Here is a 21,828-nt window from a genome sequence, read left to right as displayed (position 1 = left end):
GCTGAATAAAGGAGTGGCATGTCGGAGCTGATCTACCTCAGCGCGACCGAAGCGCGCGCGCTGTTCGCCAAGCGCGCGTTGTCGCCGGTGGAGCTGCTGCAGGCGCTGATCGAGCGCACCGAGCAGGTCGAGCCCGAGGTGAACGCGTTCACCGAGCGGCTCTTCGACGAGGCCCTGGTGGCCGCCGCGCAGGCCGAGGCCCGGTACCTGGGCAAGGGGCCCGCGCCCCGGCCGCTGGAGGGAATCCCGGTCGCCGCCAAGGAGAAGCACGCCATCGCGGGCCGGTCGCTGACCGAGGGTTCCTTGATCAACAAGGGCAACGTGGCCGCCGAGAACGCCCCGGTCATCGACCGGATCCTGGATGCGGGCGGCATCATCCACGCCCGCACCACCACACCGGAGTTCAGCATCTCCGCGTTCACCCACACGCCGATGTGGGGTGTCACCCGCAACCCGTGGAACCCGGACTACACGCCCGGCGGCTCTTCCGGCGGCTCCGCCGCCGCGCTCGCCGCCGGGACGGCGCTGCTGGCCACGGCCTCCGACATCGGCGGCTCCACCCGGATTCCCGCCGCCTTCACCGGAACCGTCGGGTTCAAGGCCCCTTACGGCCGGATTCCCGGCACTCCGCCGCTGTCGATGGACTTCTACCGCGGCGATGGCACGCTGGCCCGCACCGTCGACGACACGATCCTGTTCGCCAACGTGCTGATCGGCCCGGACCCGCGCGACCACACGTCGTTGCGGCCCCGCATCGCGCTGCCCACCGAGTACGAACCGGCCGCCGGGATGCGGGTGGCGCTGTGCGTGCGCCTCGGCGACTACGACGTCAAGCCGGACGTCGAGCGCAACACCCGCGCGGCCGCCGACGCGCTGGCCCAGGCCGGCGTCGTCGTGGAGGAGATCGAACTGCCCTGGACCCGCGCGGAGGTCGGCCGGGCCACCAGCATGCACTTCGGCGCCATCTTCGGGGCGCTCGTCCAGGACGTCGTCGGCGACCAGCGCGACTTGGTCGCGCCCTACACCGCGGCGTTCCTGGACTGGGCTGCGAAGGCCGCGGACCGGGGAAGCTTCCTCGACGGGCTGCGGATCGAGACCCGCATGCAGCGCGAGCTGGCCGAGGCGATGGCCGGTTTCGACGCCCTGCTGTGCCCGACCGCGGCGATTCCGGCCCTGCCGGTTGGCGACGACCTGATCGGCGAGTTCGAAGTGGACGGTCACCGCTTCGCCCGGTTCTCCGACGCGACCATGACGACCCCGTTCAACATCAACAACCGGTGCCCGGTGCTCGCGGTGCCCAGCGGGCACGGCGACAACGGCGTGCCCACCGGCGTGCAGATCGTCGGCCACACCTACGACGACGCCACGGTGTTCCGGCTGGGCAAGGAGCTGGAGCGGGTCCGGCCGTGGGCGTACGCGGAAAACCACCGTCCGGCGCTCTAGCGCCTCGCCGTCGCCGATCGCTCGGCGGCGGCGGCGTTGCATGTTGGGGCAGAAGAGGCCGAGGGCGGCCCGTCCGGGGCGATCGGCAGCCGGTGACTTCCGGCGAGATCGCGGTACCCGGGGCGGGGGTTCGGGGCATCTCCTACGCTCGCGGGCATGCCCGCACTCAGTCCTCGGTCCGTCCTGGAAGGCCGGAGCACCAACCGCGCGCCGATACCGCTGATCATCGGCCTGGTCGTGTCCGGTTTCTGCCTGCTGCTGGCACTGGCCTTCTACCTGCTGCAGGGCGGGCCGGTGAACGTGGTGATCGGCACCGCGCTGGCGCTGCCGACCGCCGTCGTGCTCATCGGCCTGATCCTGCTCATCGACCGGTTGGAGCCTGAGCCGCAGCTCAACCTGTGGCTGGCGTTCGGCTGGGGTGCCGGGGTGGCCATCATCGGCGCGCTGGTCGTGAACTCCGGCGGCGAGATCCTGATGGCCCCGGTGCTGGGCGCGGAGGCCGCCTCGGTGATCACGGTGTCGATCGTCGCGCCGGTAGTCGAGGAGAGCTTCAAGGGCGCGTTGCTGTTGTACCTGCTGTGGGTTCGGCGGCACGAGATCGACGGGCCGACCGACGGGATCGTCTACGCCGGGATGTGCGGGCTGGGCTTCGCGCTGGTCGAGAACGTCCTCTACTACATGCAGGGCCTGGGCGCCGAGACCGGCGAGATCTGGGGCACGGTGCTGATCCGCGGCGTGATCGCGCCGCTGGGGCACCCGATGTACACCGCGATGACCGGGCTCGGCGTCGCCTACGCCGCGACGCACCGGGGCGTGGGCCGGTTCTTCGCCGTGGTCGGCGGATGGTGCGGGGCGGTCTTCCTGCACGCGCTGTGGAACGGCGGCCTGACGTTCGCCGGCTTCCCGGGCATGGTGGTGGCGTACCTGGTGCAGTTCCTGGTGCTGATCGCGCTGGTCGTGATCCTGATCCTGGACCGCAAGCGGCTGGTGCACCTGATCCGCAAGTACCTGCCCGCCTACATCCCGAGCGGCCTGGTGCAGCCGCGCGACGTGCAGATGCTCGGCAGCCTCGCCGGTCGCCGGCAGGCGCGGCGCTGGGCGCGCACGCAGGCGGGCGCGACCGGGGCGCGGGCGATGGGCGACTACCAGCTGGCGGCCACCGAACTCGCACTCTTGCACTCGCACGCCGAGAAGGAGACGATCCCGCCGGACAAGTTCTTTGCCCGGCGGGAGGCGATCTTGGGGTTGATGCGGGCTGCGCGGGACGCTTTCTTCCGGCGGATGCCGCAGGCGCCTCCACCACCGTGGGCTCGCCAGGAGCAGTCGGGCTTCTTCGCCCCGCCCGCGCAGCTCGCGGCGGGCCGGCTGCCGACCTACCAGCCGCGCCCACCGGCTCCCCGCGGTCCGCAGCCGCCCGGTGGGCACCGGCCGCCGGGGCGTCCGCCGCAGCCACCGGGGCCGAACGGCCCGCGGCCCGGCGGCCCCTGGGGCCCGAGGTGAGCGTCAGATCGTGCGGATTCGCGGCCACAGCGCGGGCCACGGCTGCAACGGGTCCTGGTAGAGCGTGATCGTGTTGCCCTGCGCCACGTTCACCAGGCCCGTCTCCACCTCGCCGAGTTCCCGCGATCGTCCGAAGTGGACCGAAGGCCGGTTCCTGCTCCCGACGTAGAGCACGGTGTCGGCGGTTTCCGGTGGTGCGCCGAAGAACCAGTAGCCGCGGTGCGGGCTGTAGGCGCGGGGCAGGCCCGCTTTCCGGCCGAGGACGTCGAGCGCCCCCGCCAGGTAGTAGTTCTCGGCGACGATCGCCGTGCGGCGCTGCTGCTCGGCGGGGAGCGCTCGGTAGGCGCGGGCGACCGCTTCGGTGAGTCCGGGCCAGCCGGTCTCGTAGAGGCGGACGTAGCTCGGCAGCTCGGGGTGGCGGGCCAGGAAGCCCAGCGGGTAGACCGGCAGCAGCGACAGCGGCAGGACCGCCGAGAGCAGGTAGGCGGGCCACAGCAGCATTCCCGGGCGGCGCTGCAAGCCGGTGGCCGCCGCGGCGAACAGCAGCCCGAACAGGCCCGCGACGTAGTTCGGGCGGCCACCGGCGGCCAGGAAGAACAGGAACACCGCGATCGCGGCCCAGCCGAGGAACCGGAACGGCAGCAGCTCAGGGGCCCGCAGGAGCCGGAAGGCGCCGTAGCAGCAGCACCCGGCGCCCACCAGCAGGCCCGCGTAGAACAGCGCGGTCGGCGCCATGAGCAGCCGGTCGTTCTCGTTGTTCACCGCGATGCCCATCGCCAGGGCGGGCCAGCCGTGGCGGGCTTGCCACCACAGCGTCGGGATCGCCGTGGCCAGCGGGATCGCGGCGGCGAGCCACAACGCCGGCCGGGCGAAGAGGGATCTCGGGCCGGTGATCGCGATGCTCACCAGCAGCGCCGCGATCAGCACTAGCACCTGGAACTTCGTCTGCACCGCCAGGGCGGTGATCAGGCCGATGCCGAGCAGCAGCCGGTCGCGGTCGACGCCGCCGTGCTTCAGCCTCGTCCAGCGGGCCAGCAACCACAGGATGGTCGTCCACTGGAGGAGCTCCATTGTGGACGCCGTGAGCCAGTGTCCGTTGAGCACGATCCACGGCGAGAGCGGATAGGCCGCCGCGGCGAGGACCTGGGCCCGCCGGTTCCCGCCCAGCTCCCGCGTCATGAGCGCCGCGACGATCGCGCCGAGCGCCGTGGCGACGGCCGGGAGCAGCCGGAAGACGAGCAGGGAACCGGGGAACGCCCGGTCGAGGAACGCGGCGAGGAGCGGGACCAGCGGCTGCTGGTCCATGTATCCCCAGGCGGGGTAGAACTTCCCGGCGGCCAGGAAGTAGAGCTCGTCGGTGACGTAGTCGTAGCGGGTCGTCAGGGCGAGCAGGAGCGCGAGGGTCGACGCGGCGATGACCGGCACCGCGGAGCGGGCGAACGGCGGGAGGACGCGGGGGATGCGATCGGTTGTCGCCGCGGCGGCGGTGCTGGAACTCGCGCTCATCTGCCCCCCTGGCCTCGCGCGTTTCGCGACGCAGTGTAGTCGCGGCACCGGGTCGAGGTGCCGATCTCGGGCCTTCCGCGCGCGGCGCGGGCACGCCTGTTCGAACCGGCCGGCGGCGGCGTGCCGGGATTGCCGGATTGGGCTACAAACGGGCGCATGGCGGAAAACCCGAACGACGACCTGTCCGCCCTGCAACCGGGCCAGGTCGAGTCCAAGGACAACGGGGAGCGGTTCGGCCGCTCGGCGGGCGGGTGCCTGGTGCAGCTGCGCCGCCGGGTCTCCGAGCCGGGGTTCGTCGTCACCGTGGACGCCGAGCCGCGCCCGGGCGTGCCGACCGAGCTGATCACCCACGAGTGGGCGGCGGCCAACGCCGCGTTCGACCGGTACATGCACGAGTACTGACCGGTCATGATCGTTGGGGTGGCTGGAGTTCCGCGACTTTCGGGCCGCGCCGGGCGCGGATCGTCGCGGACCGCGAACCCGATCCTGCTGGTGTGCGGAGGATTCACGGCCACGAGGACCACAGTGGAGCGTTCTGGCCGGTGGTCGAGGGCCGGTGCCCGCGGCGGGTCGCGCGCCGTCGCGGGCGCCCCTCCCGCCGCCCGCGCGCACGGCCCGCGTCGTGCTCCCGGCTGCGGTTTCGCCGGGCAGCGGGGCGGGTAGTGCGAGGGCAGCCCAGCACCGCAGTCGAAAGGATCAGCCATGACCACTGCGCGCGACATCATGCATGCCGGGGCTCGATGCATCGGCGAGGACGACAGCCTGTACACGGCCGCGCAGATGATGCGCGACCTGAAGGTCGGGTCGCTGCCGATCTGCGGCCGGGACGACCGGCTGCACGGCATTATCACCGACCGCGACATCGTCCTGCGCTGCTGCGCCGAGGGCCGCAACCCCGCCGAGATGAAGGCCGGCGAGCTGGCCCAGGGCAAGCCGTACTGGGTCGACGCCGGCTCCGACGTCGGCAAGGTGCTCTCGATGATGGAGGAGCACCAGATCCGGCGGTTGCCGGTGATCGCCGACCACCGGCTGGTCGGCATGATCAGCGAGGCCGACCTCGCCCGGCACCTGACCGACGAGCAGCTGGCGCACTTCGTGGAGAGCGTCTACGCGATGAAGTGAGCTCCCTCGCCCGGCGCCCGGTCGCGGCCGGGTGCCGGCGGTCGCCCAGCTCCGGCACGTTCCGGCCAGCGCCCCGCAGACGAGCTATTTATCCTGGTCAGTGCCCTCCCTAGGAGTTCGGCGCGAAGGGGGCGGGGATACCAGATGACCACACGCGTCTTCGTGGTCGACGACCACGATGTGATCCGGCGGGGAATCGCCGCGCTGGTGGCCGCGGAGGACGACCTGGAACTGGTCGGCGAGGCCGCGACGGTCGCCGAGGCGCTGGCCTGGGTACCGCGGGCGCAGCCGCAGGTAGCCGTCCTGGACGTGCGGCTGCCCGACGGCAACGGCGTCGAGCTGTGCCGCGAACTGCAGTCGCAGCTGCCCGAGCTGCGCTGCCTGATGCTGACCTCCTTCGACGACCACGACGCCCTGATGGACGCGATCATGGCCGGCGCCGCCGGGTTCGTGCTCAAGGGCGTGGTCAGCGAGGAGCTGGTCACCGCCATCCGCACCGCCGGGGCCGGGGAGTCGCTGCTGAGCCCCAAGAAGACCGAGGCGATGCTGGCCTGGCTGCGCCGCGAGCAAGCACAGGCCGACCCGCTGCGCGAGCTGACCGCCCGCGAGCGGCAGGTGCTGGAACTGATCGGCGAGGGGCTCACCAACCGGGAGATCGCCGGCCGCATGTTCCTCGCCGAGAAGACCATCAAGAACTACGTGTCCCAGATGCTGGCGAAGCTGGCCATGCGGCACCGCAGCGAGGCCGCGGTCCTGGCCACCGAGCTGCGGCTGGACCGCGATTCGCGCGGCAAGCGCTGAGCGGGGCGGAGGCCGTCATGTCGTCACAGCCGTCGGACGTCCCGTCCGCGGAGGTCGCCCTCACCGGACCGGTGAGCGATGAGGTGCTGCTGACACGTCTGCTGATCGGGCTGCGCGAACTGCGGGACGGCAACTTCCGCCGCCGCCTGGTGTTCTCCGGCGGCGGCCTGGCGACCGAGATCGCCACCGTGTTCAACGAGCTCGCCGAGCGCAACCAGTTCCTGGTCGGCGAGCTGCAGCGGGTCGGCGTCGCCGCGGAGCGGGGTGACTGGCCGATCCCGCAGATCGACTTCGACGGCTCCTCGCAAGGCGGCTGGACGGTCGCCGCGAACTCGGTGAACGCGATGATCAGCACCCTGGTGGCGCCGATGGCCGAGCTGAACCGGGTGCTGGGGGCGCTGACCCGCGGCGACCTGTCGCAGCGGATGCCGCGGCGCGCCGCGGACGCCGCGCTGCCCGGCGAGCTGGCCGGGCTCAGCGGGGCCGTCAACGACATGCTGGACCAGCTGTCGCTGTTCGCCCAGGAGATCACCAGGGTCGCGCGGGAGATCGGCACCGAGGGCAAGCTCGGCGGCCAGGCGCAGGTCCCGGGCCTGGTGGGCACCTGGCGGGACCTGGCCGACACGGTCAACGGGATGGCCGCAGACCTCACCGGCCAGCTTCGCGACATCTCGCACGTCGCGAAGGCGGTCGCCGCCGGCGACCTGACCCGCAAGATCACCGTCGAGGTCTCCGGCGAGACGCGGGAGCTCAAGGAGACCATCAACACGATGGTCGACCAGCTGTCGGCGTTCGCGGAGGAGGTCACCCGGGTGGCCCGGGAGGTGGCCAGCGAGGGCCGGCTGGGCGGGCAGGCCGAGGTGCCCGGCGCGGCCGGTACCTGGCGCGGGCTGGTCGACTCGGTGAACTTCATGGCCAACAACCTCACCGTGCAGGTCCGCAACATCGCGCAGGTCGCCACCGCGGTCGCCCGGGGCGACCTGACGCAGAAGATCGACGTCGACGCCCGCGGCGAGATCCTGCAGCTGAAGAACACCCTCAACACGATGGTCGACCAGCTGTCGGCGTTCGCCGACGAGGTCACCCGGGTGGCCCGCGAGGTCGGCACCGAGGGCAAGCTCGGCGGCCAGGCGCGGGTGCACGGCGTGGCGGGCACCTGGAAGGACCTCACCGACAACGTCAACATCATGGCCGACAACCTGACCATCCAGGTGCGCAACATCGCGCAGGTGACCACCGCGGTGGCGCGCGGCGACCTGTCGAAGAAGATCATGGTGGAGGCCAAGGGCGAGGTCGCCGCGCTGGCCGAGACGATCAACGGGATGGTCGAGACGCTGCGCGCGTTCGCCGAGCAGGTCACGCTCGTCGCCCGCGAGGTCGGCACCGAGGGCATCCTCGGCGGCCAGGCCAGGGTGCCCAACGTGGCGGGCACCTGGAAGGACCTCACCGACAACGTCAACATCATGGCCCGCAACCTGACCAACCAGGTGCGCAACATCGCGCAGGTGACCACCGCCGTGGCCCGCGGCGACCTGTCCAAGAAGATCGACGTCGACGCTCGCGGCGAGATCCTGGAGCTCAAGACCACCATCAACACGATGGTCGACCAGCTGTCGGCGTTCGCCGCCGAGGTCACCCGGGTGGCCCGCGAGGTCGGCACCGAGGGCAAGCTCGGCGGGCAGGCCGAGGTCGCCGACGTCTCCGGCACCTGGCGGCGGCTGACCGAGAGCGTCAACCGGCTGGCCCTCAACCTCACCACCCAGGTGCGCGCCATCGCGCAGGTGGCCACCGCGGTCACCGAGGGCGACCTGACCCGGCAGATCACCGTGGACGCCTCCGGCGAGGTCGCGGAGCTCAAGGACAACATCAACGCGATGATCAGCAACCTCAAGGAGACCACCAAGGACAACCAGGAGCAGGACTGGCTGAAGACGAACCTGGCCCGGATCTCGGCGCTGATGCAGGGCCAGCACGACCTGGACGCCCTCGCCAAGCTGATCATGACCGAGCTGGCGCCGCTGGTGTCGGCCCAGTACGGCGCGTTCTTCCTGCGGCGGGCGGGGGAGGACGGCCGCAGCATCCTGGAGCGGACCGCCGCCTACGGCCGCCCCGGCGACCGCAACGGCCGCCCGCCGCTGCGCTTCGAGCTGGGCGAGTCGCTGGTCGGGCAGGTCGCCGCGGACCGCAAGTCGATCCTGGTCTCCGACGCGCCGCCGGGCTACATCCGGATCAGTTCCGGGCTCGGCGGCACCGCGCCCACCAACGTGGCGATCGTGCCGGTGCTGTTCGAGGGCGAGGTGCTGGCGGTGATCGAGCTGGGGTCGGTCAACGTGTTCACCCCGGTGCACCTGGACCTGCTGGAACGGCTGAAGGAGACCATCGGCGTCGACGTCAACACGATCGTCGTGAACTCACGTACCGAGGCGCTGCTGGCCGAGTCCCAGCACCTGGCCAAGGAGCTGCAGGCGCGGTCCGAGCAGTTGCAGCAGCAGCAGAACGAGCTGCAGCGCTCCAACACCGAACTGGAGGAGAAGGCGGCGCTGCTGGCCAGCCGCAACCGGGACATCGAGCTGAAGAACATCGAGATCGAGCAGGCCCGCCAGGAGCTGGAGGAGCGGGCCCGGCAGCTGTCGCAGGCCTCGGCCTACAAGTCGGAGTTCCTGGCCAACATGTCGCACGAGCTGCGCACCCCGCTGAACAGCGTGCTGATCCTCGCCAAGCTGCTGGCCGACAACATGGAGGGCAACCTCACCCCGCAGCAGGTGGACCTGGCCAAGACCGTGCACCAGGCGGGCACCGACCTGCTGCAGCTGATCAACGACGTGCTGGACCTGTCCAAAGTGGAGGCAGGTCAGATGCACCTGCTGCCCGAGGACGTCGAGCTGGCCGATCTGGCCGCGCACGTGGAGTCGCTGTACCGGCCGCTGGCGGCGGACAAGGGCCTGGACTTCCGGGTTTCCGTGGCGCCGTCGGTGCAGCAGACCCTGCGAACCGACCGCAACCGGCTGGAGCAGATCGTGCGGAACCTGCTGTCCAACGCGGTCAAGTTCACCGACCGGGGCGGCGTCGAGCTGCGGATCCGCCTGGCGCAGCCCTCCGAGGTGCACACCCAGGCGCTGCGCCACGCCCGGCAGCGGCTGGCGTTCTCGGTGCGCGACACCGGGATCGGCATCCCGGCCGACAAGCTGAACCTGATCTTCGAGGCGTTCCAGCAGGTGGACGGCACCACGGTGCGCAAGTACGGCGGCACCGGCCTGGGCCTGTCCATCAGCCGCGAGCTGACCACGCTGCTCGGCGGCGAACTCCAGGTGCAGAGCGAGCCGGGCGAGGGCAGCACCTTCACGCTGTACCTGCCGGTCGAGCCGCCGCTGAGCAGGCCCGCGGAGCTCGTCGAGCCGGTGGCCGAGCCGGAGCGCCTGCCGCGCCCCCACGTGCCGAGCGCGGCGGAGAGCAGCCTGGACGTGTCGGCCGAGGGCATCGACCCGCCGATGCGGTCCACTGAGCTGATCCGGCAGGAGGGCCACCAGCACATGCTGCACACCGACGAGCCGGAGGAACACGCGTCACTGCAGTTCAACGGGGAGAAGGTGCTGGTCGTCGACGACGACTACCGGAGCGTGCAGGCGATGACGCTGCTGCTGGAGCAGCACGGCCTGCAGGTGGTGCACGCGGACAACGCGCTGGCCGGGCTGAACGCCCTGCAGCAGCACGGCGACATCGTGATCGTGCTGATGGACGTGATGATGCCGGAGATGGACGGCAACGCCACCATCCGGATCATCCGGGAGATGCCGCGCCACCGGGACCTGGCGATCGTCGCGATCACGGCGAAGGCGATGAAGGGCGACCGGGAGGCGAGCATCGCGGCGGGCGCCAACGAGTGCCTGAGCAAGCCCGTCGACGTCGGCAAGCTTCTGGAGCGGTTGGCCGAGCACCTACCGGCCGGCCGCGCCCCCGAGCTTTGAGGGGTCAGTCGACCTGCTCCGGCTCTTCGACTGTCGGCATCTCGGCGAGCTGCTCGCGGAGCCGCTGGGCCCACGCGAGGTCGCGCGCGAACGTCGCGTCGAAGTGGTCGATGCCGTGTGGATCAGCCATGTCGATGTCCCAACTCTGATAGCTCGCAGGCTGTTGCCGACAACCATAACCGCAGGTGGAAGACCCTCCGGTGGCCCGGGCCCGCCATAGCCGGCAACGGCCGGGGCGGCTGTTGCCGGTGTGCCGCCAGGGGCGTTCCAGCGCCCCCGGCGGTCGGCGAACGTCACACTTCCGGGTCTTTCGGCCCTGCCGCGACCGCCACCGGTTCCTTCTCCGGCGGCGCCGCGATCAGCGGGTCCTGGCGCAGCTCCCGCCACAGCGAGACCGCCAGCGCGAGCATCACCAGCACGAACGGCGCGGCCGTGACGATCACCGTGTTCTGCAGCGCGTCGAGCCCGCCGGCGACCAGCAGCACGATCGCGGTCAGGCCGGTGAGCCCGCCCCACAGCGCCAGCACCGACGTCCGCGGCCGGGCGTGCCCGTCGGAGGACAGCATGCTCAGCACGAAGGTGTTGGCGTCCGCGCCGGAGACGAAGAACAGCAGCACCAGCGACATCGCGATCAGCGACGTGATCGTCGGCCACGGCAGCGTTTCCAGCATCGCGAAGATCGCGTTGTTGGAGTCCGCCGCCGCGGCCTGCGCCACCTGCCCGCCGCGGAAGGCGTCCTCGAAGATCGCCGTACCGCCGAAGGCGGTGAACCAGAGGAAGAACACCGCGCTGGGCACGCCGAGCACGGCGATCACGAACTCGCGGATGGTGCGGCCCTTCGAGATGCGGGCCAGGAACACGCCGACGAACGCGCCCCAGGAGATCCACCAGGCGAGCATGAAGTACGTCCAGCTCTGCATCCACTCCAGCTCGCCGAAGATCCCGGTGCGCAGGCTCATCGGGATGAAGTCGCCTGTGTACTGGCCGAGCGATTCCACCAGCAGGTTGAGCACGAAACCGGTCGGCCCGAGCAGCAGCACGAAGCCGAACAGCAGCACCGCCAGGCCCATGCTGGTCTCGCTGAGGAACCGGATTCCCTTGTGCAGCCCGGTGATCGCGGAGATGGTGAACAGCAGCGTGACGACCGCGATGATCAGGATCTGCGTGCCGGTGCCGCCCGGGACGCCGAACAGCCTGGACAGCCCGCCGTTGATCTGCAGCGCGCCGAGCCCCAGCGACGTGGTCGTGCCGAACAGCGTCGCGAAGATCGCCAGCACGTCGATGGCCTTGCCGAGCGGGCCCTCGACGCGGTCGCCGAGCAGCGGCCGCAGCATCGGGCTGACCAGGCCCTTGCGGCCCTTGCGGTGGGTGGAGTAGCCGAGCGCGATGCCGAACACCGCGAAGATCGCCCAGGCGTGCAGGCCCCAGTCGAAGAACGAGTACTGCATCGCGACCACGGCCGCGTGCTTGGTGCCCGGCTGCGCCAGCCCGTGCGGCGGGGTCACGAAGTGGCTGATCGGCTCGGACACCCCGTAGGAGACCAGGCCGATGCCCATCACCGCGGCCAGGATCATGGCCAGCCAGCTCAGCGTGCCGAACTCCGGCCGGTCGGTGTCGGCGCCCAGCCGGATGCGGCCGTAGCGCGTGGTGGCCAGCACCGCGAGGAAACCCAGCATGGCCAGGCTGGCGACCAGGTAGACCCAGCCGAACGAGCCGGTGATCCAGTTCAGCGCGGCGCCGGTGACCGCGTCGAGGCTGTCGGTGAACAGGGTGGCCCAACCGACGAACAGGGCGCACAGCGCCACCGATGTGTAGAAGACCACGCCCAGCCGATTGGCCGGGGGCGTGCTGGTTCGTGCCATGAGGTCGACTCCAGTGGAAAGGTTCGGACCCGTCCCGGGCGCGCGCATCCGGCGCAGCCACCCGAGCAGGAAGAGTGAGGAAAGCGCCGCGGACCCGGACGCGCGGAGCGCGTGCGACGGCGGGCGCATGGGTGGAGGCTGGTGGAGGCTCTTCCTGTAGGAGATCGCGGCCGGAGGCCCGTCGGACCTCGATGCTGGCGGACCGGGCAACTGCCGCGCGGAAAAAGCCCGCCGCCGAAACGGGAACTATACCGCACCCGGGTGCGGCCACAGTGGAGGCGGCCGGTCGTGTGGCGGAGCACACGGCCGCTGGGCGCCGGAAGTGCCGGGATCGCGCGACCGTCCCATGGGGACGGTCGCCGGGGTGAGCCTCGCGGAAATGCCTTGCAGCACTTGGTCGATCTTGTTCGCGAAGATGAGCGTCGGAATGCCCGGCCGCCGCAGGGTTCGCAGCAGGATGCGGGTTTGCGCCTGCACGCCCTCGACGGCGGAGACCACGAGCACGGCTCCGTCGAGCACGCCCAGCACGCGTTCCACCTCGGCGATGAAGTCCGGGTGGCCGGGTGTGTCGATCAGGTTGACCGCGATGTCGTCGACGACGAACGAGACGACCGCGGACTTGATCGTGATACCGATTCCCGACGTCCTGCGCGTTGTGCTCATCGGCTCTGCGCGCTATTGCGTGATTCGCGCAGCGATCACTATCGTGTAGCTCGCGGCGCCGGCCGCGCGACGGGGCGGCCGGATGTGTTCCGGTGAGCGGAAGAGCAGGTGATCATGGGATCGCGAGTCTTGGTCGTGGCCGATGACCTCAGCGGTGCCGGTGATTCCGGCGTTCCCTTCGCGTTGCGCGAAATGCGCACGCTGCTGGCACTCGACGACACCGGCGACGCCGAGGTGTTCGTCGCCGACACCGACAGTCGCCACCTCGAACCGGTGCAGGCGGCCGAGCGCGTCGCGGCGGCGCTGCGCGGGCACGCCGCCGGGCGGGTGGTGTTCAAGAAGATCGACTCGACGCTGCGCGGGAACCTCGCCGCCGAGGTCGGCGCGATCGTCGAGCACTCCGACGGCGCCGGGGTGCTGCTGTGCCCGGCGTCCCCGGCGACCGGGCGCACGGTGCTGGGCGGTGTCGTCCACATCGGCGGAATCGCCTTGCACCACACCGATTCCTGGGCCGCGGAGGTCGCCGATCCGCCCGTTGACATCGCCTCGGCGCTCAAGCCGCTGGCGGTGCGGCACGTGGCGCTCGCGTCGATCCGCGGCAACGCGGCGGCGCTGCGGGCGAAGCTCGCCGAACTGCTCGCCGAGGCCGACGTCGTGATCTGCGATGCCGTGGCCGAGAACGACCTGCGGGCCGTGGTGACGGCCGGGACGGCAGGTGGTCGCCGGCCGCACTGGGTTGGTTCGGCGGGGTTGGCGGATGCGCTGGCCGAGCAGCTGCGGCCGGGCCGCGAGGTCGAGCCCCCGCCGCCGGTCGGCGGACGCGTGCTGGCGGTGGTCGGCAGCGCCAACGACATCTCGCGCGAACAGGCGGACTTCCTGGCCGAGCGGGTCCCGCACATCCGCCGATTACCGGTGCGGAACCTGCTCGACGCGAACGCCGCCGCCCTGGCGCGGATGTCCGAGCAGTTGCGCGACGAACTGGCCACCGGCGACGTCGTCGTCACGGTGGAGGGCCCGGTCGACGCCGGCTCGGCTCGCCGCGTCAACACCGCCCTGGCCGAAGTCTGCGCACCGGCGTCGGAACACGCCGAGCTGCTCGTGCTCACCGGCGGCGAGACCGCTCGCGCGGTGCTCAGCAGGCGCGGCGTCACGGGCCTGCGGCTGCTCAACGAGCTGGAACCGGGCGTGGTGCTCGCGCGCACCGAGCCGCAGCCCGGTTACGTCATCACCAAGGCCGGCGGCTTCGGCACGCCGGAGACGCTGCACCGGGCCATCGCGGCGGTGCGTTCCGGAAGGGGACTCGGATGAACCTGCCCACGATTGCCGTCACGATGGGCGATGCGGCCGGCGTGGGACCAGAAGTGGTCGTGCGCGCGCTCGTGGAGCCCGAGGTGCGCGGGCTGGCCCGGTGCGTGGTTGTCGGCGACGCCGCGCGCCTGGCGAGGGCCGCCGAGATCTGCGGCGTCGACGTGCGGTTCAAGACCGTCGGCTCGCCGGCGGAGGCGACCGGCGAGGCGGGCGTGATCGACGTGCTGGACCTCGGGATCATCCCGGCGGACCTGCCGTTCGGCGAACTGTCCGAAGTGGCCGGCGAGGGCGCCTACCGGTACGTGGCGAAGGCGGCCGAGCTGGCGATGGCGGGGGAGGTGCAGGCGATCTGCACGGCGCCGCTGAACAAGGCGGCGCTGCACGCCGCGGGGCACCGCTACCCCGGGCACACCGAGCTGCTCGCCGAGCTGTGCGGCGTTCCGGAGGTGTCGATGATGCTGTCCACCGGCCAGGTGCGGGTCATCCACGTGACCACCCACATCGGGCTGGTCGACGCCATCGAGCGCATCGATCCGGGCCTGGTGGAGCGCACCGTCCGGCGCGGGCACCGCACGATGGTCGATTCCGGCATCGCCGAGCCGAAGATCGCGGTGTGCGGGATCAACCCGCACGCCGGCGAGAACGGGTTGTTCGGCCGCGGCGAGGAGGAGGAGAAGATCGTCCCGGCGCTGGAGGCCTGCCGCGCGGACGGCATCGACGCGCAGGGCCCGCTGCCCGCCGACACGGTGTTCTTCCGCGCCGGCCGGGGGGATTTCGACCTGGTGGTGGCCATGTACCACGACCAGGGGCACGGGCCGGTGAAGATCCTGGGCCTGGAGGCCGGGGTGAACATCACGGTGGGCCTGCCGGTCATCCGCACCTCGGTGGACCACGGCACGGCCTTCGACATCGCGGGCACCGGCCGGGCCGAGGCGGGCAGCATGGTCGAGGCGCTGCGCCAGGGCGCGGCACTCGCCCGCCGCCCCTGACCTCGGTCTGTTTTGTAAGCGGCGGTAGCCGCTTGCGGTGTGGGACTCAGTTTGCACCGCCGCGGGTTCTCAGATGTCTTCTCGCGAGGACAGCCCCAGCGCCGCGTATTGGGCATACATATTAAGTCGGGGATCCCGGAGTCGAGAAGGCATCTGAGGTTCCGCTACCCGCACCGCTACGCAAATTGCTACCAAGAATTTCCTTGCTGGGAGGATGGCGGGGTGAGCACTGATTTCGGGCAGCGGATGTCCGCGGGCCAGCGACGCGCGTTGATCGAGCGACTGGTGACCGAGCAGGGCGCGGTGCAGGTGGAGGAGCTCGCGGCATCCCTGGCGGTCACCCAGTCCACCATCCGCCGCGACCTCTCGCTGCTGACCGAGCAGGGCAAGCTGGCCCGCACCTACGGCGGCGCGATGCCCGCGACGGTGACCGAACCATCGCTCGGTCAGCGCACCGCGCTGGCCACCGCGGAGAAGGACCGCATCGCGCGCTGGGCGGCGGCGCGGATCGGCGCGCCGGACACGGTGCTGCTGGATGCCGGAACGACCACCGGCCGCCTCGCCCACCACCTGCGCGACCGCGCCGGGCTGACGGTGATCACCAACGGCATCCCGGTGCTCACCGAGCTGGCGGACGCCGACGCGGTGCAGGTGATCGCGCTGGCGGGGGAGATGCGGCACATCAGCCAGGGCTTCGTCGGGCCGCTGGCCGAGCTCACCCTGTCGCGGCTGACCGCCGACATGGTCTTCCTCGGCGCGGACGGCCTCGATCCGCGGCTGGGCATCTGCGAGGCGAGCCTCCTGCAGACCCGCCTGAAGGAGCAGATGATGGCCCGCGCCCGCGAGGTCTTCGTGCTCGCCGACAGCAGCAAGCTGGGCGCGGCGCCGTTCAACGCCTGGGCCCCGCTGCCGGCGGCCTGGACGCTGGTGACCGACAGCGGCGCCACCGACGACGACCTGGCGCCGTTCCGGGCCTTGCGGGGTGCCGAGGTCGTCGTGGTGTGAGGCGGAAGCCGCTGGCGCGAGAAGAATGCGTCAGGTGAGGAACTCGCCGAGCTCGCGGGCGACCGCTTCGGGCTCGTCGAGCATCGAGAGCACGGACGCGCCGGGCACCTCCGCGGAGCGGGCGCGGGGCATGAGTGCGGCGAGGCGGCGGACGGGTAGGCCGGCCCGGGAGTCAGTCGCGGTGCAGGAAGTCCTGGATCCGCTTGCGGAGGTCCGTTCGGTCGTAGGTGTTCACCAGGGCTCCCGCCATCCGGACCGGGTCGCCGAAGAAGAAGTGTTCGTATAGGTTCTGGCGGCCGGCGAAGGACGAGGCGCTGGCGTCGAAGGCCAGCTTGAACAGGCGGACCCGCTCCGGGCCGTCGATCGCCTTGCCCTGCAAGTACTTCTCCACGTCCGACGCGGCCGCGCCGAAGACGTCCTGCTCGCCGGGGAGCGCCATCAGGCCGCTGGCGGCGAACTTGCGGACGATCTCCGGGAACCGCTGCGATGCCTTCGGATACCAGTTGCGGGCCGTGTTCAGCGGCGCCCACAGCGGGGTGTGCACGCCGAATTCGTTCGTCGTCGCCTGGGACTCCGCCGACTGCAGCAGGGCCTTGCCGATCTCCACCGCGTTGATCACCTCGGCGATGTCCTGCTGGATGTGCTGGAAGCCGTCGATCCCGATGGCGTCGGCCAGCTCTGAGAGCAGTCCCAGGAAGAACTCGCTCTTGGCCACCGTCCGCGTCACCACCTGGTGCGTCATGTGGGTGGTCGCGCCGGTCCGGGAGTAGAAACCGTTGCACAGCTCGGGATCGCGCAGCACGAACACCCGCTCGTAGGGCACGTGCACGTCGTCGAAGATCACGACGCAGTCGCTCTCCTCGAACCGGGACGCCAGCGGCTCGTCGAAGGCGCTGCGGTTGCCGTGCAGCGGTTGGCGCGCCACGAAGCGCAGGCCCGGGGTGTCGGTGGGGATGGCGAAGGCGAACGAGTAGGGCTCGTCCTCGGGGGTCCCGCGCAGCACGGTGGACGGGAACACCAGCAGTTCGTCGGAGATCGGGGCGATGGTGGCCAGCATCCGCGCGCCGCGCACGACGATGCCGTTGTCGTCCTCGCGCACCACGTGCGCCATCAGCGCGCCGCCGCCCTGCTGGCCGCCGCTGACGCTCCGGTTGATCTGCGGCGGGATCAGCGTGTGGGTGAGCAGCAGATCTTCCTCGCGGACCTGCTGGTAGTAGCGCTCGATGTTCTCGCCGAAGGCGGGATCGGCCTGCGCGAACCAGGATTTCGCCCGGCCGAGCGCCATCAGCGAGCTGTTCAGGTAGTCGCCGGTGCGGCCGAGCATGCCGAAGGAGTGGTTGGCCCAGGTGCGGAACGCCTCGCGCCGCCGGGCGAGGTCCGCGGCGTTCTCGGGCACCAGGAACGAGGTACCCACCCGGTCGCCGGAGGTCGGCGACGGATAGGTGAGCACGTCCTGGAACTCGGGGCTGACCTGCATGTCGAACAGTCCGGCGTAGCTGCGGGCGACGCCGGCGAACGCGGGGTGGTCCGGGGTGCCACCGATGGTGGTGTCGCCGTCGATCTGGACGTGGATGCGCCGCCGTGCGAGGTCGTCGAGGTACTGCCGTCCCGAACGAGCGCCCATGGTTCCTCCAGGTTGCGTGTTTCTGGGTCAGAGCAGGTGTTCCAGGCCTAGGGAGGGTTCGGCGATGGTGACGAAGCGGCCGCACGCGAAGCCGAGCAGGTCGCCGCGGCGGTAGTCGAAGTCGACGACCTCGCCGATGTGCAACGTGTGGTCGCCCGCTTCGCAGGTCTGCCGCGGGCGGCACTCGAAGTGCGCCAGCGCGCCCGCCAGTCGCGGGGCCGAGCCCGCGTCCAGCCAAGCAGGTTCAAGTTGCGGCCGCCCGGCGAAGTGCATGGCCAGCGCCTGCTGCTCCGCGCCGAGCACGTTGATGGTGAACGGCCGGCCGGGCAGTTCGTCGTGCGCCTTGGCCGCGCGCGCGACGCTCACCAGCACCAGCGGCGGGTCCATCGACACGGAGGTGAAGGAGTTGGCGGTGAAGCCGTGCCGTCCGGTCGGGCCGTCGAAGGCGACCACCGTGACGCCGGTGGTGAACCTCCCGAGGCAGGACCGGAACCGGCGGTGGTGGACATCGTCGGGCGACCGCGCGGTTTCCGGTCTTGGCATCTCGACCACCACCTCGTGCTCGACCGCGTTCGAAGGCATCGTGTTCTATAATCGAATTCACAGTTCGTTCTTGGAACGCTAGTGACGTGTGAGCGGCGGCACAAGGGGTGGGCGGCTATGTTCGCCGACATGGTCGAACGGGCGAAGAACGACGGGGCGCGGTCCCAGACGCTGTCGCGCGGCATCCAGGTGCTGGAGCTGCTCGCCGCGGCGGAACGACCGCGCAGCATCGACGAAATCGCCGCGGACCTCGGCGTGCACCGCTCGATCGTCTACCGGATCGTGCGCACCCTGGAGGATCATCGCCTGGTGGCACGGGATTCCGCCGGGCGCTGCGCGCCGGGTGCGGGGTTGGCGGTGCTGGCGCACGGCGTCGCCCGCGACCTGCAGAGCGTCGCGGTGCCCGAACTCGCTGCCGTGGCAGCGGATCTGGCGATGACCAGCTTCGTGGTGGTGCACGACCACGGCGAGTGCATCACGCTCGCCAGCGTCGAACCCCGGCGCGCGGCCGGGACCGTGGCCGAGCACCCGGGCACCCGGCATCCGCTGGAGCACGGCGCGCCGGGTGTCGCGCTGCTCGCGCTGCTGGGTGCGGAGGGGCTGGGGGAGGACGTCGCGGCGCGCGTGGCCGAGGCTCGTCGGCAGGGGTACGCGACGAGCCGCGACGAGGTGATCCCGGGCCTTTCCTCGGTGGCCGTGCCGATCCTGTCGCGCGGTTCCTGCGCGGCGGTGGCCGTCGTCTACGTGTCGAGCGACCGGGCGCCCGCCGAGCTGGCGGAGCGGCTACAGGTCGCCGCGAACGCGATCGGCGCCCAGGTCGGGTGACGGCAGCGTCTTCGGCATTCCCGGACGGCGCAGCGCCGCGCACAAGGCCGAAGCGGCCAGCGAAAGTGCCGTTGCGGCCAGCAGCGCGGCCGGGGGTCCCCACTGCGCGACGGCGATGGCGGCCAGGCCGATGCCGACCACGCCGCTGAGCGCCTTCGCGCTGTAGATCAGCCCGTGCACCTCGGCGCTGCGCTGCTCGCCGAAGTACTCGCGGGCCAGCGCGGCGAACAGCAGGTAGAACGCGCCGCCGCCGATCCCCGCCGCCGTCGCACCGGCGATCACCAGCGCGACCGATTCCTGCGAAACCGCTGCCAGCAGCAGGATCTGGCCGATGGCCTGGATCGTCACCACCCAGCGCAGCGTGCGCCGGTAGCCGATCCGGTCGGCGACGGGGATCGCCAGCGCCCGCCCGGCGCCGTTGGTCGCGACGAACGCGGCGGCTGCCGGAGCGGGCGCCAGGGCGGAGGCGAGCAGCACCAGGAATGCCGCGTTGAACAGCGAAACCGTTGCGGCGCAGAACAAGCACGCTGCCATCACCGGGAGTGCCGGTGTGCGCAGAGCCTCGGCCGCCGAGTACTGCCGCGCTGCCGGCGGTCTGGTGCGGGCCAGGGCCCATTCGCGGGGATCGAGGTGCGCGGGCCACCAGTGCCGCGGCGGGTCGGCCAGCAGCAAGCCGCAGCCGAGCACCGCGGCGAACAGCACGAGCGCGAAGACGTCCAGCGCCGCGGTCACGTTCCACGGCCCGGTGAGCAGGGCGAGGACGAACGGCGCCGATCCGTACGCGAATGCTCCGGTGACGAACCCGACCCTGGAGGCGGCGCGCTCGGGGAACCACTTGGCCGCCGTCGAAGTGCACGCGGCGTAAACCAGTCCGGCACCTGTGCCGCCGAGCACGGAGTACCCGGCGAGCAGGCCGGGGAAGGCGTGCGCGTGCGCCAGGCTGAGCACGCCGAGTGCGCAGAGGAAGGCGCCGGCGATCATCGCCGAGCGCGGTCCGGCGCGGTCGCGCTGCCGCAGGTGCGCCACCGGAAAACCGGCACCTGCCTGGAAAACCGCCCATCCGGCCAGTGCCCAGAACAGGCTCCCGGTGTCGTGGCCGCCGGCGGCCAGCGCGGGAACCGCCGCGCCGTAGGCGTACTGCATGGCGCCGACGAGGAGCATCGGCAGCCAGCACAGCCAGAGCACCGCGGTGCGGGAACGCCCGATGAGCTCGCGCGGCACTTCGCCCACCCGGTAGCGGCGGCCGTGGTGGTCGCGGACCTCGCGGTTCGGCGTGTGCAGGCCGATCATCGCCCACTGCCCGCTCATGACTGGTCCGCCTCTCCGCGATTCACAGTGGTGGTTGCGTTCAGCCCGATCTCCCGTTGCGTGGTTTCTCGTGGCTGGTTCGCGTCACGGTCCCCTGGGGCGCGGTCGAGGAGGGCTGAGGTTGACGCAGGGCTACTCATGCCTGCACCAGCCCCAGGCGGTGTGCCCCGGCGTAGACGTTCATGCTGGTGCCGCGCAGGAACCCGACCAGCGTCAGGCCGGATTCCGCGGCGAGGTCCACGGCCAGCGACGAGGGCGCGGAAACGGCTGCCAGCACGGGGATTCCGGCCATCACGGCCTTCTGCACCAGCTCGAAGGACGCCCGGCCGCTGACCACGAGCACCGTCGCAGACAGCGGCAACCGGTCCTCGCGCAGCGCCCAGCCGACGACCTTGTCGACCGCGTTGTGCCGCCCGACGTCCTCGCGCAGGCACAGCAGTTCGCCGTCGAGGCTGAACAGGCCGGCGGCGTGCAGGCCGCCGGTGCGGTCGAAAATCCGTTGTGCGGCGCGCAATCGGTCGGGGAGCTCGATCAGCACGGCCGGGTCCAGCGGGGCGGGTTCGTCGCGGACCGGCCAGGTCGCGACGGTGCGCACCGCGTCGAGGCTCGCCTTTCCGCAGACGCCGCAGGAAGAAGTGGTGTAGAAGTTGCGCTGCAACGAGTTCTCCGGCGGGGCCGTGCCGGGCGCGAGCGCCACATCGAGCACGTTGTAGGTGTTCGCGCCGTCGTTGGTCGCGCCCGCGCAGTAGCGGATGCCCAGCAGGTCGCCGGTGCGGCGCACCGCGCCCTCGGAGACCAGGAACCCGGCGGCCAGGTCGAAGTCGTCGCCGGGCGTGCGCATGGTGATCGTCAGCGGTCGTCCGCCGAGGCGGATCTCCAGCGGTTCCTCGGTGACGAGCGTGTCCGGGCGTGCCCGGCGCGTGCCGTCGCGGAGGTTGATGACAGGTCGTCTGCTGGTCACGCGGCCCACCGGGCATCACCCATCCAGGTGCTACTGATCACATGAGCTTCACTATTCGGACAAATGTCGGGATACTGTATGCAAGAAAGGAGGTGTATCCGAATGCGGATACTTCGTTCCGTGCTGAGGCATTTCGCCGGCCTGCCGCGCGGTTACGCGGCGGACGGGCGCATGCTGGGGCTGGCCACGTCCGCCGCGATCGAATCCAGCCGTGCGGACCGACGGCGGTCCGGCGGCGCGCGACCCGAGCAGGTCGCCCGGGAGCGCTGAGCCGAACCCGCCGTCATCGCGGGGCACCGCGCGTCAGCAGCCGTTCGTGGACCCACACGAATCCGATCGCGAATCCGACGCTGATCAACGCCTGGTACGCGAGGAAGGCCAAGGGGTGTGGTGGCCAGTCGAG

The 21,828-nt window shown here is 71.2% G+C and carries 18 protein-coding genes and 1 pseudogene; 11 read left to right on the top strand and 8 right to left on the bottom strand.

All coding sequences use genetic code 11. From position 1 onward, the window contains the following. The first annotated feature begins 18 nt into the window (after positions 1–18). Together BLW84_RS43210 and BLW84_RS43205 are read left to right on the top strand one after the other, a co-directional pair. Positions 19–1,443, top strand: a complete 1,425-nt coding sequence (locus BLW84_RS43210) for an amidase (protein ID WP_093278151.1) — start codon at positions 19–21, stop codon at positions 1,441–1,443. Positions 1,444–1,599: 156 nt separating this feature from the next. After that, positions 1,600–2,943, top strand: coding sequence for a PrsW family intramembrane metalloprotease (locus BLW84_RS43205; RefSeq protein ID WP_093278149.1), 1,344 nt, complete (start codon positions 1,600–1,602; stop codon positions 2,941–2,943). A gap of 3 nt (positions 2,944–2,946) precedes the next feature. Here the strand turns inward: BLW84_RS43205 and BLW84_RS43200 are convergent, their stop codons facing one another. Further along, positions 2,947–4,449 (bottom strand): ArnT family glycosyltransferase, encoded by a 1,503-nt coding sequence (locus tag BLW84_RS43200; protein WP_177227021.1) that lies wholly within the window; start codon positions 4,447–4,449, stop codon positions 2,947–2,949. Positions 4,450–4,605: 156 nt separating this feature from the next. On the opposite strand from BLW84_RS43200, the gene BLW84_RS43195 reads away from it, so the two are divergent. The 4 genes from BLW84_RS43195 (at position 4,606) to BLW84_RS43180 (ending at position 10,337) form a co-directional block, all read left to right on the top strand. Continuing rightward, positions 4,606–4,851, top strand: a complete 246-nt coding sequence (locus tag BLW84_RS43195; RefSeq protein ID WP_093278147.1) for a hypothetical protein — start codon at positions 4,606–4,608, stop codon at positions 4,849–4,851. A gap of 300 nt (positions 4,852–5,151) precedes the next feature. Further along, entirely contained in the window at positions 5,152–5,571 is a 420-nt protein-coding gene (locus BLW84_RS43190; protein ID WP_093278146.1) for a CBS domain-containing protein, read from the top strand. A gap of 144 nt (positions 5,572–5,715) precedes the next feature. After that, positions 5,716–6,372: a response regulator gene (locus BLW84_RS43185; protein ID WP_093278145.1), complete on the top strand. Its 657-nt coding sequence runs from the start codon at positions 5,716–5,718 to the stop codon at positions 6,370–6,372. Positions 6,373–6,389: 17 nt separating this feature from the next. Beyond that, positions 6,390–10,337, top strand: a complete 3,948-nt coding sequence (locus tag BLW84_RS43180) for a HAMP domain-containing protein (RefSeq protein WP_093278143.1) — start codon at positions 6,390–6,392, stop codon at positions 10,335–10,337. Positions 10,338–10,341: 4 nt separating this feature from the next. Here the strand turns inward: BLW84_RS43180 and BLW84_RS50055 are convergent, their stop codons facing one another. The 3 genes and pseudogenes from BLW84_RS50055 to BLW84_RS43170 all read right to left on the bottom strand — a co-directional run. Further along, complete coding sequence (locus BLW84_RS50055; protein ID WP_281247495.1) at positions 10,342–10,467, bottom strand: hypothetical protein; 126 nt, start codon at positions 10,465–10,467, stop codon at positions 10,342–10,344. Positions 10,468–10,630: 163 nt separating this feature from the next. Continuing rightward, complete coding sequence (locus tag BLW84_RS43175) at positions 10,631–12,199, bottom strand: BCCT family transporter (RefSeq protein ID WP_093278168.1); 1,569 nt, start codon at positions 12,197–12,199, stop codon at positions 10,631–10,633. A gap of 393 nt (positions 12,200–12,592) precedes the next feature. Then, positions 12,593–12,832, bottom strand: a pseudogene (locus tag BLW84_RS43170) (GTP-binding protein); the annotation flags it as partial. A gap of 144 nt (positions 12,833–12,976) precedes the next feature. Between BLW84_RS43170 and BLW84_RS43165 the strand changes: the two are divergent. From BLW84_RS43165 to BLW84_RS43155, 3 genes are all read left to right on the top strand, one after another. After that, positions 12,977–14,170, top strand: coding sequence for a four-carbon acid sugar kinase family protein (locus BLW84_RS43165; RefSeq protein ID WP_143061325.1), 1,194 nt, complete (start codon positions 12,977–12,979; stop codon positions 14,168–14,170). Further along, the gene (gene pdxA, locus BLW84_RS43160) at positions 14,167–15,159 is read left to right on the top strand and encodes a 4-hydroxythreonine-4-phosphate dehydrogenase PdxA (protein WP_093278139.1); all 993 of its coding nucleotides are present in this window, start codon (positions 14,167–14,169) and stop codon (positions 15,157–15,159) included. Before BLW84_RS43165 ends, pdxA begins: the two co-directional genes overlap by 4 nt. Before the next feature lie 222 nt (positions 15,160–15,381). Beyond that, positions 15,382–16,164, top strand: a complete 783-nt coding sequence (locus BLW84_RS43155) for a DeoR/GlpR family DNA-binding transcription regulator (RefSeq protein WP_218157727.1) — start codon at positions 15,382–15,384, stop codon at positions 16,162–16,164. Positions 16,165–16,336: 172 nt separating this feature from the next. Here the strand turns inward: BLW84_RS43155 and hpaB are convergent, their stop codons facing one another. Together hpaB and BLW84_RS43145 are read right to left on the bottom strand one after the other, a co-directional pair. After that, positions 16,337–17,788, bottom strand: a complete 1,452-nt coding sequence (gene hpaB / locus BLW84_RS43150) for a 4-hydroxyphenylacetate 3-monooxygenase, oxygenase component (protein ID WP_093278137.1) — start codon at positions 17,786–17,788, stop codon at positions 16,337–16,339. A gap of 27 nt (positions 17,789–17,815) precedes the next feature. Continuing rightward, positions 17,816–18,370, bottom strand: a complete 555-nt coding sequence (locus BLW84_RS43145) for a flavin reductase family protein (protein WP_245761789.1) — start codon at positions 18,368–18,370, stop codon at positions 17,816–17,818. 78 nt (positions 18,371–18,448) lie between these two features. Between BLW84_RS43145 and BLW84_RS43140 the strand changes: the two genes are divergently transcribed. Next, a complete protein-coding gene (locus tag BLW84_RS43140; protein WP_245761788.1) occupies positions 18,449–19,156 on the top strand; it encodes an IclR family transcriptional regulator in 708 nt (235 codons plus the stop codon). Here the strand turns inward: BLW84_RS43140 and BLW84_RS43135 are convergent. Both BLW84_RS43135 and fdhD read right to left on the bottom strand, forming a co-directional pair. Continuing rightward, positions 19,115–20,464: an MFS transporter gene (locus tag BLW84_RS43135; RefSeq protein WP_093278135.1), complete on the bottom strand. Its 1,350-nt coding sequence runs from the start codon at positions 20,462–20,464 to the stop codon at positions 19,115–19,117. The two genes, BLW84_RS43140 and BLW84_RS43135, sit on opposite strands and share 42 nt — an antisense overlap. 136 nt (positions 20,465–20,600) lie before the next feature. Next, complete coding sequence (fdhD, locus tag BLW84_RS43130; protein ID WP_093278132.1) at positions 20,601–21,434, bottom strand: formate dehydrogenase accessory sulfurtransferase FdhD; 834 nt, start codon at positions 21,432–21,434, stop codon at positions 20,601–20,603. Positions 21,435–21,527: 93 nt separating this feature from the next. Between fdhD and BLW84_RS48145 the strand changes: the two genes are divergently transcribed. Continuing rightward, complete coding sequence (locus BLW84_RS48145; RefSeq protein ID WP_177227020.1) at positions 21,528–21,695, top strand: hypothetical protein; 168 nt, start codon at positions 21,528–21,530, stop codon at positions 21,693–21,695. Positions 21,696–21,828: the final 133 nt, after the last annotated feature.

The organism is Saccharopolyspora shandongensis (assembly GCF_900106995.1).
Lineage (GTDB): Bacteria > Actinomycetota > Actinomycetes > Mycobacteriales > Pseudonocardiaceae > Saccharopolyspora > Saccharopolyspora shandongensis.
Note: the sequence above shows the minus strand (reverse complement) of the source record. Positions and strands in the feature narration are given on the sequence as shown.

Bases quoted from the DNA above. Each gene is read 5' to 3' on its own strand.
- BLW84_RS43210 (WP_093278151.1), top strand. From the start codon at position 19: ATGTCGGAGCTGATCTACCTCAGCGCGACCGAAGCGCGCGCGCTGTTC.
- BLW84_RS43205 (WP_093278149.1), top strand. From the start codon at position 1,600: ATGCCCGCACTCAGTCCTCGGTCCGTCCTGGAAGGCCGGAGCACCAAC.
- BLW84_RS43200 (WP_177227021.1), bottom strand. From the start codon at position 4,449: ATGAGCGCGAGTTCCAGCACCGCCGCCGCGGCGACAACCGATCGCATC.
- BLW84_RS43195 (WP_093278147.1), top strand. From the start codon at position 4,606: ATGGCGGAAAACCCGAACGACGACCTGTCCGCCCTGCAACCGGGCCAG.
- BLW84_RS43190 (WP_093278146.1), top strand. From the start codon at position 5,152: ATGACCACTGCGCGCGACATCATGCATGCCGGGGCTCGATGCATCGGC.
- BLW84_RS43185 (WP_093278145.1), top strand. From the start codon at position 5,716: ATGACCACACGCGTCTTCGTGGTCGACGACCACGATGTGATCCGGCGG.
- BLW84_RS43180 (WP_093278143.1), top strand. From the start codon at position 6,390: ATGTCGTCACAGCCGTCGGACGTCCCGTCCGCGGAGGTCGCCCTCACC.
- BLW84_RS50055 (WP_281247495.1), bottom strand. From the start codon at position 10,467: ATGGCTGATCCACACGGCATCGACCACTTCGACGCGACGTTCGCGCGC.
- BLW84_RS43175 (WP_093278168.1), bottom strand. From the start codon at position 12,199: ATGGCACGAACCAGCACGCCCCCGGCCAATCGGCTGGGCGTGGTCTTC.
- BLW84_RS43165 (WP_143061325.1), top strand. From the start codon at position 12,977: ATGGGATCGCGAGTCTTGGTCGTGGCCGATGACCTCAGCGGTGCCGGT.
- pdxA (WP_093278139.1), top strand. From the start codon at position 14,167: ATGAACCTGCCCACGATTGCCGTCACGATGGGCGATGCGGCCGGCGTG.
- hpaB (WP_093278137.1), bottom strand. From the start codon at position 17,788: ATGGGCGCTCGTTCGGGACGGCAGTACCTCGACGACCTCGCACGGCGG.
- BLW84_RS43145 (WP_245761789.1), bottom strand. From the start codon at position 18,370: ATGCCTTCGAACGCGGTCGAGCACGAGGTGGTGGTCGAGATGCCAAGA.
- BLW84_RS43140 (WP_245761788.1), top strand. From the start codon at position 18,449: ATGTTCGCCGACATGGTCGAACGGGCGAAGAACGACGGGGCGCGGTCC.
- BLW84_RS43135 (WP_093278135.1), bottom strand. From the start codon at position 20,464: ATGAGCGGGCAGTGGGCGATGATCGGCCTGCACACGCCGAACCGCGAG.
- BLW84_RS48145 (WP_177227020.1), top strand. From the start codon at position 21,528: ATGCGGATACTTCGTTCCGTGCTGAGGCATTTCGCCGGCCTGCCGCGC.